General features: G+C 48.9%; 14 protein-coding genes. 10 read left to right on the top strand and 4 right to left on the bottom strand.

Features of this window, described 5'->3' with window-relative positions; genetic code table 11:
• The coding region (locus AC4PME_RS17000; protein WP_491529667.1) for an acyl-CoA dehydrogenase at window positions 1–1500 on the top strand (1500 nt) is incomplete at its 5' end.
• A 62-nt stretch (window positions 1501–1562) separates the two neighbouring features.
• Here the strand turns inward: AC4PME_RS17000 and AC4PME_RS16995 are convergent.
• On the bottom strand, window positions 1563–2198 hold the full coding sequence (locus tag AC4PME_RS16995) for a response regulator transcription factor (RefSeq protein WP_119501455.1): 636 nt from the start codon (window positions 2196–2198) through the stop codon (window positions 1563–1565).
• A 183-nt stretch (window positions 2199–2381) separates the two neighbouring features.
• On the opposite strand from AC4PME_RS16995, the gene cmoA reads away from it, so the two are divergent.
• From cmoA to AC4PME_RS16955, 8 genes are all read left to right on the top strand, one after another.
• Window positions 2382–3128, top strand: coding sequence for a carboxy-S-adenosyl-L-methionine synthase CmoA (gene cmoA / locus AC4PME_RS16990; RefSeq protein WP_491045436.1), 747 nt, complete (start codon window positions 2382–2384; stop codon window positions 3126–3128).
• An 8-nt stretch (window positions 3129–3136) separates the two neighbouring features.
• Entirely contained in the window at window positions 3137–4111 is a 975-nt protein-coding gene (gene cmoB / locus AC4PME_RS16985; RefSeq protein WP_491045456.1) for a tRNA 5-methoxyuridine(34)/uridine 5-oxyacetic acid(34) synthase CmoB, read from the top strand.
• A gap of 137 nt (window positions 4112–4248) precedes the next feature.
• Window positions 4249–5118: a kinase gene (locus AC4PME_RS16980; RefSeq protein WP_491045435.1), complete on the top strand. Its 870-nt coding sequence runs from the start codon at window positions 4249–4251 to the stop codon at window positions 5116–5118.
• A gap of 2 nt (window positions 5119–5120) precedes the next feature.
• Complete coding sequence (locus AC4PME_RS16975; RefSeq protein WP_491045434.1) at window positions 5121–5936, top strand: HAD-IIB family hydrolase; 816 nt, start codon at window positions 5121–5123, stop codon at window positions 5934–5936.
• A 17-nt stretch (window positions 5937–5953) separates the two neighbouring features.
• A complete protein-coding gene (locus AC4PME_RS16970; RefSeq protein ID WP_119501460.1) occupies window positions 5954–7177 on the top strand; it encodes a glycosyltransferase family protein in 1224 nt (407 codons plus the stop codon).
• Window positions 7178–7180: 3 nt separating this feature from the next.
• On the top strand, window positions 7181–8941 hold the full coding sequence (locus AC4PME_RS16965; protein WP_491045433.1) for a sugar phosphorylase: 1761 nt from the start codon (window positions 7181–7183) through the stop codon (window positions 8939–8941).
• Between the two features lie 97 nt (window positions 8942–9038).
• Window positions 9039–10286, top strand: a complete 1248-nt coding sequence (gene moeA, locus AC4PME_RS16960) for a molybdopterin molybdotransferase MoeA (protein ID WP_491045432.1) — start codon at window positions 9039–9041, stop codon at window positions 10284–10286.
• Window positions 10287–10293: 7 nt separating this feature from the next.
• Window positions 10294–11667, top strand: a complete 1374-nt coding sequence (locus AC4PME_RS16955) for an MATE family efflux transporter (RefSeq protein ID WP_491045431.1) — start codon at window positions 10294–10296, stop codon at window positions 11665–11667.
• On the opposite strand, the gene AC4PME_RS16950 is transcribed toward AC4PME_RS16955, so the two are convergent.
• From AC4PME_RS16950 to AC4PME_RS16940, 3 genes are read right to left on the bottom strand one after another with little or no spacing between them, the layout of a single operon-like run.
• A complete protein-coding gene (locus tag AC4PME_RS16950) occupies window positions 11633–12325 on the bottom strand; it encodes a rhomboid family intramembrane serine protease (protein WP_491045430.1) in 693 nt (230 codons plus the stop codon). The genes AC4PME_RS16955 and AC4PME_RS16950 overlap by 35 nt on opposite strands.
• Window positions 12326–12368: 43 nt before the next feature.
• Window positions 12369–12992, bottom strand: coding sequence for a nucleotidyltransferase family protein (locus AC4PME_RS16945; protein ID WP_491045429.1), 624 nt, complete (start codon window positions 12990–12992; stop codon window positions 12369–12371).
• The gene (locus tag AC4PME_RS16940; protein ID WP_491045428.1) at window positions 12977–13963 is read right to left on the bottom strand and encodes an XdhC family protein; all 987 of its coding nucleotides are present in this window, start codon (window positions 13961–13963) and stop codon (window positions 12977–12979) included. The genes AC4PME_RS16945 and AC4PME_RS16940 overlap by 16 nt, the downstream gene beginning before the upstream one ends.
• A gap of 395 nt (window positions 13964–14358) precedes the next feature.
• Between AC4PME_RS16940 and cysK the strand changes: the two genes are divergently transcribed.
• Entirely contained in the window at window positions 14359–15324 is a 966-nt protein-coding gene (cysK, locus tag AC4PME_RS16935) for a cysteine synthase A (protein ID WP_119501466.1), read from the top strand.
• Window positions 15325–15384: the final 60 nt, after the last annotated feature.

Here is a 15384-nt window from a genome sequence, read left to right as displayed (position 1 = left end):
ACCTGTGCTCTGATCCCAAGAGACACGAAAGGACTGGAAATTGGCCGTCGTCATTTCCCGCTGAATACCCCCTTTCAGAACGGGCCGCTTAAAGGTGAAGACGTATTTGTGCCTCTGGACTTCATTATCGGTGGACCGAAAATGGCGGGCAAAGGCTGGCGCATGCTGATGGAGTGTTTATCAGTGGGTCGTTGCATTACCCTGCCCTCTACCGGTGCAGGCGGTGCAAAATCAGTGGCACTGGCAACAGGCGCCTATGCACGTATACGCCGTCAGTTCCGTATTCCTGTTGGTCATATGGAAGGCGTGGAAGAAATGCTTGCCCGTATCGGCGGTAATGCTTACCTGATGGATGCTGTCACCCGGTTCTCCACTGTAGGTGTGGATTTAGGCGAAAAGCCGTCCGTGATATCCGCCATCAGCAAATATCACCTGACGGAGAAAATGCGCCAGGTCATAAACGATGCCATGGATATTCACGGTGGTAAGGGCATTATGCTCGGGCCAAATAATTATCTTGGCCGCGGTTACCAGGGCGCGCCCATTTCTATTACCGTGGAAGGTGCCAATATCCTTACCCGCAATATGATGATTTTCGGTCAGGGCGCTATGCGTTGTCACCCGTATGTACTGTCTGAGATCCAGGCTGCGGCAATGACGGATAAATCTGAACAACTCCGGGAATTTGATAAAGCGGTATTTGGTCACCTGGGTTTCGCCGCAGCAAATAAAGTAAGAAGCCTGTGGTTCTCACTCACCGGTGGTTTATTTCACCGCACGCCATTTAATGACGACACCGGCCGGTATTACCAGTTGCTCCAGGGTTACAGTGCTAACCTGGCATTTCTGACTGACGTGTCAATGGGTCTCCTTGGTGGTGAACTGAAACGTAAAGAGCGTTTATCTGCACGACTGGGGGACATTCTCAGTGGCTTGTATCTGGCAAGCGCAACGTTGAAACGTTTTGATGAAGAAGGCCGGTTACAGGAAGATGCTCCGCTGATGCACTGGGCACTGCAAAACACATTGTTCGACATCGAAGAAGCACTGGATACCTTTATCAGTAACTTCCCGAACAAAGCAATGGCAGTGGCATTAAGAGTATTGATTTTACCCTTCGGCCGCCGTTGTAAACGTCCCGATGACAAACTGGAACACCAGATCGCAACCATCCTGCAAACCCCCGGCACAGTACGTACACGACTTGGTGACGGTCAGTACCTTACCCGGGAGGAAGGCAGTCTGTTCGGCGATCTGGAGCAAACACTGGATGATGTGCTGGCTGCTGAGCCGGTATTCGATAAAATTTGTAAGGCCAGAAAAGCCCGTTTTCCCTTTACCGGTCTGGATAAACTGGCTGATGCAGCATTGTCAGACGGTATTATTGACGAAGAAGAAGCTGAGTTACTTACCAGAGCCGAAGCCGGCCGTCTGCGTACTATCAATGTAGATGATTTCGACAACGAAGAACTCATTGCAAAAGTGAATACAATGGCTTAAATGCTGATTGAAACTAAAAGGCCGCATCATAATGATGCGGCCTTTTTTATTTTTTGGAAGAATTAACTGAACTGCAATTTGTCCATCAGCAGTACAGCCTGAGTCCGGGTATTAATTTCAAGCTTACGCAAAATTGCGCTGATATGTGCCTTGATAGTCGCTTCGGTCACATTCATTTCGTGGGCAATTTGCTTGTTCATTAAACCTGCCCGCAGGAAGCTCAGCACCTGAATTTGTTTCGGCGTCAGTTCACGGAAACGTTTCAACAGTTGAGTGAGTTCTTCATCAACGTTCTCCAGGTCCGCTTTCATCTCTTCCGGAACCCAGTTTTCACCGCCTTTGATGGTCACGATTGCTTCAGCAATTTGTTTTGTGGGCGATGATTTGGGAATAAAGCCCTGTGCACCCAGACCCATGACCTGAGCAACAACATCAATACTTTCATTGGCAGAAATAACCGCGACGGGTAATTCCGGATAAACATCTTTAACGGAAATAAGACCGTTGAAGTATTCGCCTCCCGGCATATTTAAATCTAATAACAGTAAATCAATGTGGTGATTTTCAGTTAACACGGTCATCATGGATTCAAGACTGTCCGCTTCAAGAATTTCAGCGTCCTTGAAATACGGTTCCAGTGCAGCACTTAATGCTTCCCTGAACAGTGGATGATCATCTGCAACTAATATACGAGTCATATAATGCGGTGCCCGAACAATGTAATTTTTCCTGTTACTATAGGGTAATACTTTAGGCTAACGATATAAAGTCAAATTAACTTAAGGCGCTTTATAATCAAGAAATTTTTCCTTTTAAATGAAAAAAACGTGGCAATCCTTTAAAATCTGCCCCGTTTTTTAGCTAATCAGTAAGGTCTTTCAGTGCAAAAGCCGGATAATATTTTTGCCAGCCATATGACAACCGTCAGTGATTTCCGATTTGATGAACACGTAGCTGACGTATTTCCCGATATGATTCAACGTTCAGTCCCGGGTTATCAGACGATTCTGCATACCATCGGAGAACTGGCCAAAGCCAGAGTCACTGAAGGCAGCAATGTGTATGATCTCGGCTGTTCTCTGGGTGCTGCCAGTCTTTCTGTTGCACGCAACACAGATCATTTATCCTGTAAGATCACCGGTATTGATAATTCCCCGGCAATGATTGAGCGCTGTGAACGGGTAATTTCCAGTTTTCATTTACCCAACCCTGTCACACTCCATTGTGAATCTGCTCTGGACACCAAAATAGAAAATGCATCCATGGTGATCATGAACTTCACCTTGCAGTTTATTCCCCCGGAGCAAAGAGAAACGCTGCTGAGCAAAATTTTCAACGGTCTGAATCCGGGTGGGATCCTTGTTTTATCAGAGAAAATTCAGCATCCCAGTGAACAGGGAAATCATCTTCTTATCGACCTGCATCATCAGTTTAAGCGCAATAATGGTTACAGTGAGCTGGAAGTCAGCCAGAAACGGGCAGCGCTTGAAAATGTGATGCTCACCGACACCTATCAGACTCATGAAAGCCGCTTGAAAAAGGTAGGGTTTGAAGATGTGGTGATGTGGTTCAAATGCTATAACTTTACCTCAATGGTGGCCATTAAGGCTGGTGGAGACAATGCCTGATGCGACGTATTTCTGATCCCTGGTTCACTGAATGTTACCGTCAGTTGCTGGACACGCCTCTGGCACACTGGCTTGAAACGCTGCCGGCACAAATCAGCGAATGGCAACGGGAACACCTTCACGGAGAATTCAGTAAATGGTGTAAATTGCTGGAAAAACTTCCTGAGACCACTGTCAGTTCAAAAGAACTGAAACACAGTGTTACTGCGGGTAGCGCCGCTGACATCAGCGAATATCAGCAGAAACAGATAGAAGGTTTGCTGAAACAGTTTATGCCCTGGCGAAAAGGCCCCTATAGCATTCACGGCATTCATATTGATACAGAATGGCGGTCAGACTGGAAATGGGATCGGGTAATGCCTCATATCAGCCCGCTTGCCAACCGTCATGTTCTGGATGTGGGTTGTGGCAGTGGCTATCACATGTGGCGTATGCTGGGAGAAGATGCTGCCGGCGTATATGGCATCGATCCAACTCAGCTGTTTTTAATTCAGTTTCAGGCTATCAGGCATTTTATTCCTGCCGCTAATATCCATTTCTTACCGCTGGGTATTGAGCAGATGCCGGCATTAAAAGCATTTGATACCGTGTTCTCAATGGGTGTGCTATACCATAGAAAAGATCCGGTACAGTTTCTCACCCAACTGAAAGATCAGTTACGTAAAGGTGGTGAGCTGGTGCTTGAAACACTGGTAGTGGAAGGCGATGAGCAAACCGTACTGATGGCAGGCGAACGTTATGCACAGATGCGTAACGTCTGGTTTCTGCCAAGTGTAAAGGCACTCACTGTGTGGCTGAGCAGGCTGGGTTTTGAAAATATTAAGGTCGCTGATATCAATACCACGTCTCTGGATGAGCAGCGCACCACAGAATGGATGACGTCTCAGTCTTTGAAAGATTTTCTGGATCCTGATGACATCAGCAAAACCATTGAAGGTTATCCTGCACCACAACGTGCAGTACTGATAGCCACGAAAAAGTAACTTTATGTCCTGTTCGTTTGCAGACTGTTGCCAATTCTTGGCACCGGTCTGCGAGCATTCCTGACCCGGATTGGCATAATTGTTGTAGTTACTACTTTATAAACTGTGCTGAAACAGCACGTCACACAGGTAGTAACATGGATATTACGGGCTTTCTGAACGAGCACCAGTTACCGGACACTTACCAGGCCATTGCACAAGAATGGTTCATACCGTTAGCAGACGAAATCCTTTCGCACAGAAATGGTGCAGAAGGGCCATTTTTCGTCGGTGTTAATGGCTGCCAGGGATCAGGGAAATCCACATTGTGCGACTTTCTTATCCACTACTTCACCCACCAGCACGGGCTGTCAGCAGTCACGATCTCCCTTGACGATTTCTATCTCTCCCGTGCAAGACGACAAGAACTTGCTGCCAACGTACATCCCCTGCTTTGCACCAGAGGCGTACCCGGTACGCACAATACGGTTCTGGCTGATAGCACTTTTACAGCGTTAAAATCTGCAGGCAGCGTTGCTCTGCCCCGCTTTAACAAAGCCACCGATGATCCTTTTGAAGGATCTGCGTGGCCGGTAATCACCTCTCCACCTGATATTGTGTTAATTGAAGGCTGGTGTTGGGGCGTGTCAGCGCAATCTGAGGACGCACTTAAAGAGCCGGTTAATGATCTTGAGCGTACTGAAGACCCGGATGGCACATGGCGGCGGTATGTGAATGATAAAATTGCTGCAGAATATGAATCTTTATACGACGAAATGCAGTATTGGGTAATGTTAAAAGGTCCGTCTTTTGAGCATGTTTACAAATGGCGGTGTGAACAGGAACACAAACTGGCCGCAAAAACCGGAAAAACCGGAAGCGGTATTATGAGCGATGAACAAATTCTTCGTTTCATACAACATTATCAGAGACTCACAGAACATGCGTTTAATTCCCTGCCTGCAAAGTGTAATCAGGTATTTGAGTTAGATGAAAACAGAGTCATTAAAAACGTCATCAGGAAGTAGTCATGGACACAGCGAATACACTCATTTTCACTGACATGGACGGTACGTTACTTGACCACCATACATACAGTTTTGACGCAGCAAAGCCTACGCTGACCTCACTGGCAGAGCGAAATATTCCCGTCATTCCTACCACCAGCAAAACCTTTGTTGAATTGCTTGAATTGCGGGAAACCATTGGCCTGACCGGCCCGTTTATCGTAGAAAACGGCGCTGCAGCATACATTCCTCATGGTTTTTTCGCGAAAAAGCCAGCCGGTACCGTGTGGCAGGATGGTTTCTGGTGCAAATCTTTCACCTCATCGAAAATGTACTGGCTGAAATTACTCGAAAAGGTCAAACCGGATTTTGCCGGTGAATTCACCCATTTCAGCGAGATGTCCAATGAGGACATCTGTGAAGCCACCGGGTTATCACCCGCAGAAGCTGCACTGGCTGCACAGCGACAATTCGGTGAGCCGGTCTTGTGGCAAGGCACGGAGGAAAGAAAAGAGGCGTTTATCCGGTCTGTGACAGACAGAGGCGCCTACCCCCTGGAAGGCGGCCGTTTTATTCATATTTCCGGCGACTGTAATAAGGGCGCAGCCCTCCAATGGTTTGTCGAAGAGTTTATCCGTCAACATGACGAACCGGTAACCAGTATTGCGCTGGGTGACGGTAAAAACGATATTGCAATGCTTGAGGCGGCGGATATTGCCGTTCGGATCGCCTCCCCGAGCCATCAACCCCCTACACTAAAAAAAGAAGAAAATGTATACACCAGTACCCTGCACGGCCCGCAAGGCTGGACTGAAGTACTGACCCGATTACTTTTTTAACAGGACATGGAGAACACATGGCTGATTTTTATCAAAATGGCGTAGTGACGACGTTACACAACTTATCAAGACGCCCCACAGAAGAGCTTGAAGCTGAACTGTTACGATTTTCTCAGAAACGTCCGATGGCGCTGATCCTGCCGTCTTTGTATTCAGAATTGGAAGGCGAAGCCCTGCCGCACATCGTCGACGAACTCACCCACGTCCCCTATCTGTCTGAAATCGTCATTGGCCTTGACCGTGCAGATAAAGAGCAATACAAATCTGCATTAAAATTTTTCGAAAAGCTGCCGCAACACCATCGCGTTTTGTGGAACGACGGCCCCCGTCTTAAAGCCATTGACGAAGAACTATCGGCTCTGAACCTCGCGCCTAAGGAACTGGGTAAAGGCCGCAACGTCTGGTACTGCATGGGGTATATTCTGGCATCAAACCGTGCAGAATCCGTCGCCCTCCACGATTGCGATATCGTCACCTACAACCGCGACCTGCTGGCCCGCCTTATCTATCCGGTCGCGAATCCTCAGTTCAACTACGAGTTCTGTAAAGGTTATTACGCCCGCGTAGCCAACGGAAAAATCAATGGCCGGGTTTCCCGTTTGCTGGTTACCCCGTTGCTGCGCGCATTGAAACGCACGCTGGGTGATAACGAATATCTGGAATTCATGGACAGCTTCCGTTATCCGCTGGCCGGCGAGTTCTCTTTCCGTCGTGATGTGCTGAACGATATCCGTATTCCCAGTGACTGGGGCCTTGAGGTAGGCGTGCTGTCTGAAATGCACCGCAACTACAATCACAACCGCCTGTGTCAGGCCGATATTGCAGATAATTACGATCATAAACACCAGGACTTGTCATTCAATAATGACCAGGGCGGTTTGTCGAAGATGTCTATCGACATCACCAAAGCACTGTTCAGAAAGCTGGCGACTCAGGGATTTACTTTCAGCAACGAAATGTTCCGTTCCATTAAAGCAACCTATTACCGTATTGCGCTGGATTTCGTTGAAACCTATCACAACGATGCAGTAATGAATGGCCTGACATTAGACATTCACAATGAAGAAAAAGCCGTTGAACTGTTTGCCAGCAATATTATGAAAGCGGGTAACAGCTTCCTCGACAATCCGATGGAAACACCGTTTATTCCAAGCTGGAACAGGGTCACCAGTGCAGTACCGGACATTCTTGACCGCCTGCTGGAGGCCGTTGAAGCAGACACAGCAGAATTATTAGGGTAACGCATGACGAGTTGGGAACAATTACACGAAAAAGTCAGTCATCACTTGCAGTCGATTTATGCTGATGTGGTTCTGGATATCCCTGTGGGAGATCTTGCCACTCAGCTGATGCATACGATGCGTCTTGAAGAAGATAAAGACGTTGTTCAACCAACGCCGCACTGCAATTACTGGGATGAAGAAGATATTATCATGATCACTTACGGTGACAGTGTGATCAGTGATGATGAGCAGCCATTGTTTACCCTTGACCGTTTTCTGCACACCTACTGTAAGAACACGATCAACAAAGTACACATGCTGCCCTTCTTTCCTTACAGCTCAGACGATGGCTTTTCCGTCATCGACTATTCCAGTGTGAATGAATCACTGGGAGACTGGCCTGATATTGAACGGCTGTCAAAGCACTACGGACTGATGTTTGATCTTGTTATCAACCATTGTTCTGCCCGTAGTGCCTGGTTTGACAATTTTCAGAAAGGCGAAGGCACTGGCAGTGATTTCTTTTTTACTGCCGATCCGTCTGATGATTTATCTATGGTTACCCGTCCGCGGGTGTCTCCCCTGCTGCGGGAAACTGAAACCGCCACCGGCACGAAACATGTCTGGTGCACGTTCAGTCACGACCAGGTGGATTTTGATTTCCGCAATCCGAAGGTACTGCTGGCTTTTGTGGAAATTATCCGCCTGTATCTGGACAAAGGCGCTAAGTTGTTCCGTCTGGATGCAGTGGCGTTTTTATGGAAAATCATCGGTACCAGTTGTATCAATCTGGCTCAGACCCACGAAGTTATCCGTTTGCTCCGTACACTGATTGAACACACTGATCCTACTGTCATTATTATTACCGAAACCAACATCCCTAACCGGGAGAACCTGACGTATTTCGGTAATGCCAATGAAGCCCATGCGATCTATAACTTCTCACTCCCCCCATTGCTGGTAAATACCCTTGTTACCGGCAACTGTGGCTATCTGAAGAACTGGATGATGAGTATGCCGCCGGCGCAGAACGGCACGACATATTTTAACTTCATTGCATCCCATGACGGGATCGGTCTGCGCCCGGCTGAAGGCTTACTTGACGATGAAGAAATTTCTACACTGGTGCATACCATGCAGAATTTCGGCGGTAAGGTCTCCTGGCGGGCGTCTGATCACGGTCAGCAGAAGCCGTATGAAATCAACATTACTTTGTTTGACGCACTGCAGGGAACCACAGCAGGCCCGGATAAGTATCAGGTAGACCGCTTTATTTGTGCTCATGCCATTATGCTGGGTATGGAAGGTATACCGGGTCTGTACATCCATAGCTTACTGGGTACCAGTAATGACTATGAAAAAGTGGCTAACACCGGTCAGAACCGTTCTATCAACCGGCACAGATGGAACTTTGAAGAACTGGCAGCCCTGCTGGACTCGCCGTTTTCACAACACCATAAAGTGTTAACCCGTTTGTCCCAGCTTATCCGTATCAGAAAAGCACAACCGGCTTTTCACCCCAATGCCACACAGTTTACCCTGCAACTGGGAGACACCTTGTTTGGCTACTGGCGGCAAAGTCTCGACAGACGCCAGAGCGTGTTCTGCGTCAGCAATGTCACGAATGAAGAACAGTCTATCCTGCTTTCCAGTATTAATCTGATTGGCACAGATAAATGGATGGACCTCATTACACGTGATGAAATTGAAGACGTTGGAGGATTCATGCAGTTAAAGCCGTACCAGACTGTGTGGATCAGCAATATGGAGTTTGAAGACTGACACGCTTATCAACACCTGCGGAATTCTGGTCGCAGGTGTTGGTTTTCTTATACCAATCAGTAATAATCCCCTTCTTAATTCGCCTGCGCTAATAAATATGACCAATTCTGCTTCCACTCCCTCCGGCTGGCTTCCACTGGACGAGGCCCTGAGCCGTGCTCTTGCCGCTGTTACTCCTGTTACAGAAACTGAAAACGTTGCAGTATCTGATGCGCTGTACCGGATTACCGGCGAAGACATTGTTTCAAAGACAGATGTACCACCGGCTGATAATTCTGCGATGGACGGTTACGCTCTTTATGCAGCCGATACCGCCGGCGAACCCGTCACGGTATCCGGTACGCAGTTTGCGGGCATGGCGTTGCCGGAAGAAAAAATACAGCGGGGTACAGCAGTACGGATCATGACCGGTGCGCTTATCCCGCCCGGAGCAGAATGCGTGGTTATGCAGGAAAATACACGCAGGGAAGATGACATTATCACAGTGACCAAACCCGCTATTGCCGGTGAAAATATTCGCCGCGCCGGCGGAGATATCGCTAAAGGCGCACAGGTCATTAAACAGGGCACCCGCCTTGAACCCGGTCACCTGGTACTGCTTGCCTCAATGGGGATCAGTTCAGTGAGTGTTTTCCGCAAACTGAAAGTGGGAATCATGGCTACCGGCGATGAACTGGTTGAGGCGGGAGTACCTTTGCAGTCAGGTCAGATTTACGAATCAAACCGTACCGGCACACGGGCCTTACTCGCACATGAGCCGGTCACAATCACTGACTATGGCATTATTCCTGATGACAAAGCCGCTCTGGAAACGGTATTTAAAGAGGCGTCTGAATCTCAGGATGTCATTATATCCAGCGGCGGTGTATCTGTAGGTGATGCCGATTTTGTTAAAGAACTGGTTGCCAGGCTTGGTGAGATTGCGTTCTGGAAAATCGCGATTAAACCGGGCAAACCCTTCGCATTCGGTTCTCTGGGAAATGCACGCTTCTGTGGCGTACCGGGCAACCCGGTGTCAGCCTGGGTCACCACACAGCAACTGGTGTTACCCATGCTCAAACGGTTGAGCGGTATTGAAACTGACGGGGCAGGTAAGCCTCTCACGATTAATGCCACACTGACCGCCGGTATAAAACGTAAAGCCGGCAGACAAGAATTTATGCGGGCGGTTATGGTTGTGCAGGAGGATGGCAGCTATAACGTCACTCCGTCAGGTAAACAAAGTTCCGGTGTGATGACCACCGTGACACAGGCCAATTGTTACATTGTCGTTCCGTCTGACTGCAAAATCCTCAGTGCCGGTGACACGGTAAAAGTGCAGCCATTTTCACTTAACGGAGCATAATTCACCCATGGCGGCATTCATTTCTCCGCGCTTTGCCGTGGAAAGTAAACGTTTGATCACCCTTGCCTGGCCTCTGTTGATTGCCCAGATAACGCAGATGATGATGGGTGTTATTGATACCATTATGGCCGGTCACTACAGCGCTACAGATATGGCCGCTGTGGCACTGGGTTTCAGTATCATTGTACCGTTGCAGTGTTTTATTCAGGGCCTGGGTCTTGCTATGCCCCCTATCCTGTCCAGATTACACGGAAAGGGAAATACATCTGACGTAGCCTCTGCGGCCTGGCAGGCCGGATACCTGCTACTGACAATCAGTTTACTCATTCTGCTTATCTGGCCGTTTACCGGCCACCTGGTCGCACTGTTTCCCATGGAGCCGGCACTCTACGATATTACCGTGGACTATGTGCAGTTTGTGTTGCTTTCCATGCCGGCATTTGCCGGTTACCAGTGGTTGCGTAACTTCTGTGAAGGCCTTGGCACCACCAAACCCACCATGGCCATTACGTTGATCGGATTAATGTGTAACGTCGCGGGTAACTACATATTCATTTATGGCGCAGGGCCGGTTCCTGCATTCGGTGGCGCGGGGTGTGGTATCGCTACGGCCATTGTTATATACACGATGTTTTTCGCTACCATGGCTTACGTTTTGTTGTCTGACAGACTGAAGAAGTACAACCTGTTCGGCCACATCTATCGCCCGGATTTGCGCATGATCCTGCGCACATTCAAACTCGGATTTCCGGTGGCCATGACGCTTCTGTTTGAGGTTACCCTGTTTGCCGTCGTTGCCCTGATGCTGGCCCCTTTCGGACCCGGCACCGTAGCGGCTCACCAGGTTGCACTCAATTTCAGTGCAATCATGTTCATGTTTCCCCTGAGCTTAGGCATGGCGCTGTCAATCCGGGTAGGTTACCGGATTGGCCAGAACAATCCTTTGCAGGCCCGCATGGTGGTAAAAAGCGGTATTACCATAGGTATGTGCATTGCCACGTTAACCGCCAGCTTCACGTTACTGGCCAAGGGTGCCATCATCAGCCTGTATACGCAGGATGAAACGGTATTTGCACTGGCTAACTCACTGCTGATTTACGCCGCGCTTTTCCAGTTCTCTGATGCAATCCAGGTGTTATCGGCCAATGCGTTACGGGGATACAAAGACACCACGGCTATGTTTATCATCACTTTCATTGCCTACTGGCTAATCGGTCTTCCCACCGGACTTATTCTGGGTCGTACAGACTGGATAACCAGTGAGCCCATGTCCGCTGCCGGCTTCTGGATAGGTTTTATTGTAGGATTAAGCAGCGCCGCCGTGATGTTAGGCAGCCGCGTTATGATTATTCAGCGCCGCCAGCGCGTTCAGGCGGCTTAGACGGCTCTTCCGGCCCGGTGGATTGCCACTGATCACCAATCACCGGGTCTTCTTCATCCTGCGATTCCCAGTAATAGCGCTTCCTCAGCGGTTTGGGATCCTGTTTACCAAACAGCAGTGCAGCAATAACCCCCCCTGCTGCACCGAAGAAATGCGCCTCGTAAGAAATTTGTGGATCGCGGGGAAAGATAGACATCATCATGCCGCCATACAGAAAGAATGCGATCATCATCAGACCCGTTGAGCGGTTATCTCTGCGCAGAATGGCAATAACGAACAGATAAAAAAATAATCCGTGTGCAACACCGCTTGCTCCCAGATGCACAGACGGCCTGCCGAATAACCATACGCCAAGACCTGAACCCAACCATGTAAATGCCAGCGCTTTGCCTCTCGTAGCCGGATAGCCATAATACAGGGCGGAACCAAGAATGATCAGTGGCAATGTATTATGGAATAAATGCTCATAAGAACTGTGTACCAGAGGAGCAGTAATAATGCCGTATAGTCCTGCCAGGGACAAAGGCACGATACCCAGAGAATTTAAGGGTAAATGGAACAACACACCGGCGGACTGGATGACCCAGAGCACAGTGACACACAGAACACTGAGCCATACCGAACGCAGCAGGATATCGCGTTTATTTGAATGCTTCATAATCCCGATATTGGGACAATATCGGGAATTACCAGACAGCGGCTTAATTACGGTTTAATTTATGCCAGTCATCCGGCGTATCGATATCCAGCGCAGCTTGCGGGTGAGGTACGGCAAAACACTCAGGGGCAGCAACGTTGAGCAGTTTTGCCGCCCCCTTCTGACCACTCAGAGACATAAGCAATGCTTCGTCGGAGTATGGAAAGATAGCCGGTGACATGCGTTTTCCTTCAGCCAGGCTGGCAATCCGGCTGGCAGGAAAAATCCCTGCTTTTTCAGCAAGCTCACGAAGGGAACCGGTAGTAACAGCCGGTGTATCACCTAATCCGATAAAAAAATGATCCGGCGACAATGTGCCGGTTTCCTCACAATAATGCAGCACGGCTTTAACTCCGCTAGCAATACTGCCGCCCATTCCCTGCTGCCAGGCGTCATTGTGGGCGAGAGACACCTCTGGCAATACCGGACTATTAACCAGACATTCGGCAACCGCCTCACGGTAACAACCGGTCACCACAAATACGGGCAAATCCGTAAACGGCGCATATTGCTGTACAACATACTCCAGCAATGTGTCACCTTGCGGATGGGCAGTAAGTAATTTGTTGTCGCCATACCGGCTGGCCTCACCGGCAGCCAGTATAATAACCGCTATTCTGCCTGACATGGCTTACCCTTCAGTGAACGGGCTGACTTGCCATGTACCACAGCGTGTGCCTGTGCAAGCATGGATAATGCAATTGACTCAGGTAATTCACCTCCGATTGCGATACCGGCAGGTGCATGAAGTGGCAGCGGTAACAGAGATTCATCAATGCCGGCTTCTTCCAGCACACGCTCAGCGCGATGTGAGGGACCCAGCAAGGCAATATACTGTAAAGACTGCGGCGGTACAGAGACCATTGCCGCGAGCGCCTCACCGTCCATACGCACCTGATGATGCATAACAATGACTGCGTTCATCTGGTGATACCAGTCTGTGCCGCTAATGTCACCCGCTGGCTGTTCGTCTGTCACTGTGGCAGTGGTAAAGTCTGCAGGCCGCGCATAACGCGCTCTGCTGTCGTTAACAATAACACGCCAGCCGAGCCTTGAAGCCATATCGCATAACGGCAGTGCATCAACCCCGCCACCTAAAATGCCCAGCGTGGGAGGTGGTATGAGTGTGGCTGTAAACAGTGCTTTGTCGCCGGGATCAGATGCCGCCGCAGACCCTGAAGGAATGCCCGGTGTGACCGGCTGTGAAAAATAAACGGTTTGCTGCCGGCTGAGCGCATCCAGCACATCTGTCAGCCCCAGCCAGTTGTTTTGTGCACTCACAGGTTGCAAAAGAAGCGTCACTTCACCGCCGCAACCTATGCCCAGCCGCCACGCAACATCACCCTCTTCCTGCATATCATAAGTCACAATACGACTGTTGCCTGTTTCCCAGCACCGCCGTGACTGATGCAATAAATCACTTTCCAGACATCCGCCGGAAACAACACCCAGCTGACTGCCAAATTCACTGAACAGCATCATTGCACCGGCTTTGCGGTAAGAAGAGCCTTCGGTATTGATGATGGTTGCCAGCAACCAGTTACCTGCATCGCGCTGAGGGAACCAGTCCGACAACACATGGTAAATATGATGATTCATTTTTCCCCGCCTGAACGACCATGAACAGCCTGTACGCTATTCGCAGAACCAGTTCACAGTTTTATATTTCTTAAGCCGGTATCACCGGCAAATTTACCGCTAATATATAACAAAGTATCACCGCATCCGTGACGTCTGTCGTAAATCCTCTACCACTGCACCTGTCATCCCGGCTGAACGCTGTTTGTAATTACGGTGAATTTGACTGTAACGACCACCCGTTTGCCTGCTTTTTAACCCTCATCGCAAATCAAAATAAGTTATATCGAAAAAGCACTTTTCATTTTACAAAATGACACCAATTATATAACCGTACACAAATACCTGTGTGGTTCTGTTCATTTGACAGACTACATCATTGTCCGCAGGTATTTTTAACCAGGTAAGGAATAATAATGCAAGTATTTGACGACAACTCATTATCTATTGGCCGCACACCGCTGGTAAAACTCAACCGCGTTACCGGTGGCAATGTGTATGCAAAAATTGAATCACGCAACCCGAGCTTCAGTGTGAAATGCCGTATCGGCGCAAACATGATCTGGGATGCAGAAAAGCGTGGTGTTCTGGGCCCGGGTAAAGAGATTGTTGAACCGACCAGTGGTAATACAGGTATTGCACTGGCATTTGTTGCAGCTTCCCGTGGTTACAAGCTGACACTGACCATGCCAAGCAGCATGAGTCTTGAGCGCAGAAAATTACTCAAGGCGCTGGGCGCAAACCTGGTACTGACTGAAGCCCCTAAAGGCATGAAAGGTGCCGTTGCAGCCGCTCAGGAAATCGTTGCTTCAGATCCTGAAAAATTCGTTCTGCTGCAACAGTTTGATAACCCTGCTAACCCGGCAATCCACGAAAAAACAACCGGCCCTGAAATTTGGGAAGCCACTGACGGTAAGGTTGATGCCTTTGTTGCCGGTGTCGGTACCGGCGGTACGATTACCGGTGTTAGCCGTTACCTTAAGAATACCAAAGGTAAAGCAATTACTTCTGTCGCCGTAGAACCGACAGATTCACCTGTAATCACCCAGGCCAAGAACGGTGAAGAACTGACACCGGGTCCTCACAAAATCCAGGGGATTGGTGCCGGTTTCATTCCGGGTAACCTTGATCTCGACCTGGTAGATGAAGTTGAACAGGTAACTAACGACGAGAGTATGGAAATGACTCACCGTCTGATGAAGGAAGAAGGTATCCTAGCCGGTATTTCCTCAGGTGCGGCGGTTGTCGCAGCTAAGCGTTTTGCTGAGCGTCCGGAAAACAAAGACAAAATCGTTGTTGTTCTGCTTGCCAGTGGAACAGAGCGTTACCTGAGCAGTCCGTTGTTTGCCGGTGAATTCGGTGAACAGGAAGAAGTTCAGTAAGCGTTAAAGATATAAAATCAGAAAGCGGGGTATAATTACTCCGCTTTTTTTTTGCCTGTA

The sequence above is a fragment of the Alteromonas sp. genome, assembly GCF_984505615.1.
Note: the sequence above shows the minus strand (reverse complement) of the source record. Positions and strands in the feature narration are given on the sequence as shown.

Coding starts and splice junctions, on each gene's coding strand:
- AC4PME_RS16995 (WP_119501455.1), bottom strand. CDS start 2,198: ATGACTCGTATATTAGTTGCAGATGATCATCCACTGTTCAGGGAAGCA.
- AC4PME_RS16980 (WP_491045435.1), top strand. CDS start 4,249: ATGGATATTACGGGCTTTCTGAACGAGCACCAGTTACCGGACACTTAC.
- AC4PME_RS16975 (WP_491045434.1), top strand. CDS start 5,121: ATGGACACAGCGAATACACTCATTTTCACTGACATGGACGGTACGTTA.
- AC4PME_RS16970 (WP_119501460.1), top strand. CDS start 5,954: ATGGCTGATTTTTATCAAAATGGCGTAGTGACGACGTTACACAACTTA.
- AC4PME_RS16965 (WP_491045433.1), top strand. CDS start 7,181: ATGACGAGTTGGGAACAATTACACGAAAAAGTCAGTCATCACTTGCAG.
- moeA (WP_491045432.1), top strand. CDS start 9,039: ATGACCAATTCTGCTTCCACTCCCTCCGGCTGGCTTCCACTGGACGAG.
- AC4PME_RS16955 (WP_491045431.1), top strand. CDS start 10,294: ATGGCGGCATTCATTTCTCCGCGCTTTGCCGTGGAAAGTAAACGTTTG.
- AC4PME_RS16950 (WP_491045430.1), bottom strand. CDS start 12,325: ATGAAGCATTCAAATAAACGCGATATCCTGCTGCGTTCGGTATGGCTC.
- AC4PME_RS16945 (WP_491045429.1), bottom strand. CDS start 12,992: ATGTCAGGCAGAATAGCGGTTATTATACTGGCTGCCGGTGAGGCCAGC.
- AC4PME_RS16940 (WP_491045428.1), bottom strand. CDS start 13,963: ATGAATCATCATATTTACCATGTGTTGTCGGACTGGTTCCCTCAGCGC.
- cysK (WP_119501466.1), top strand. CDS start 14,359: ATGCAAGTATTTGACGACAACTCATTATCTATTGGCCGCACACCGCTG.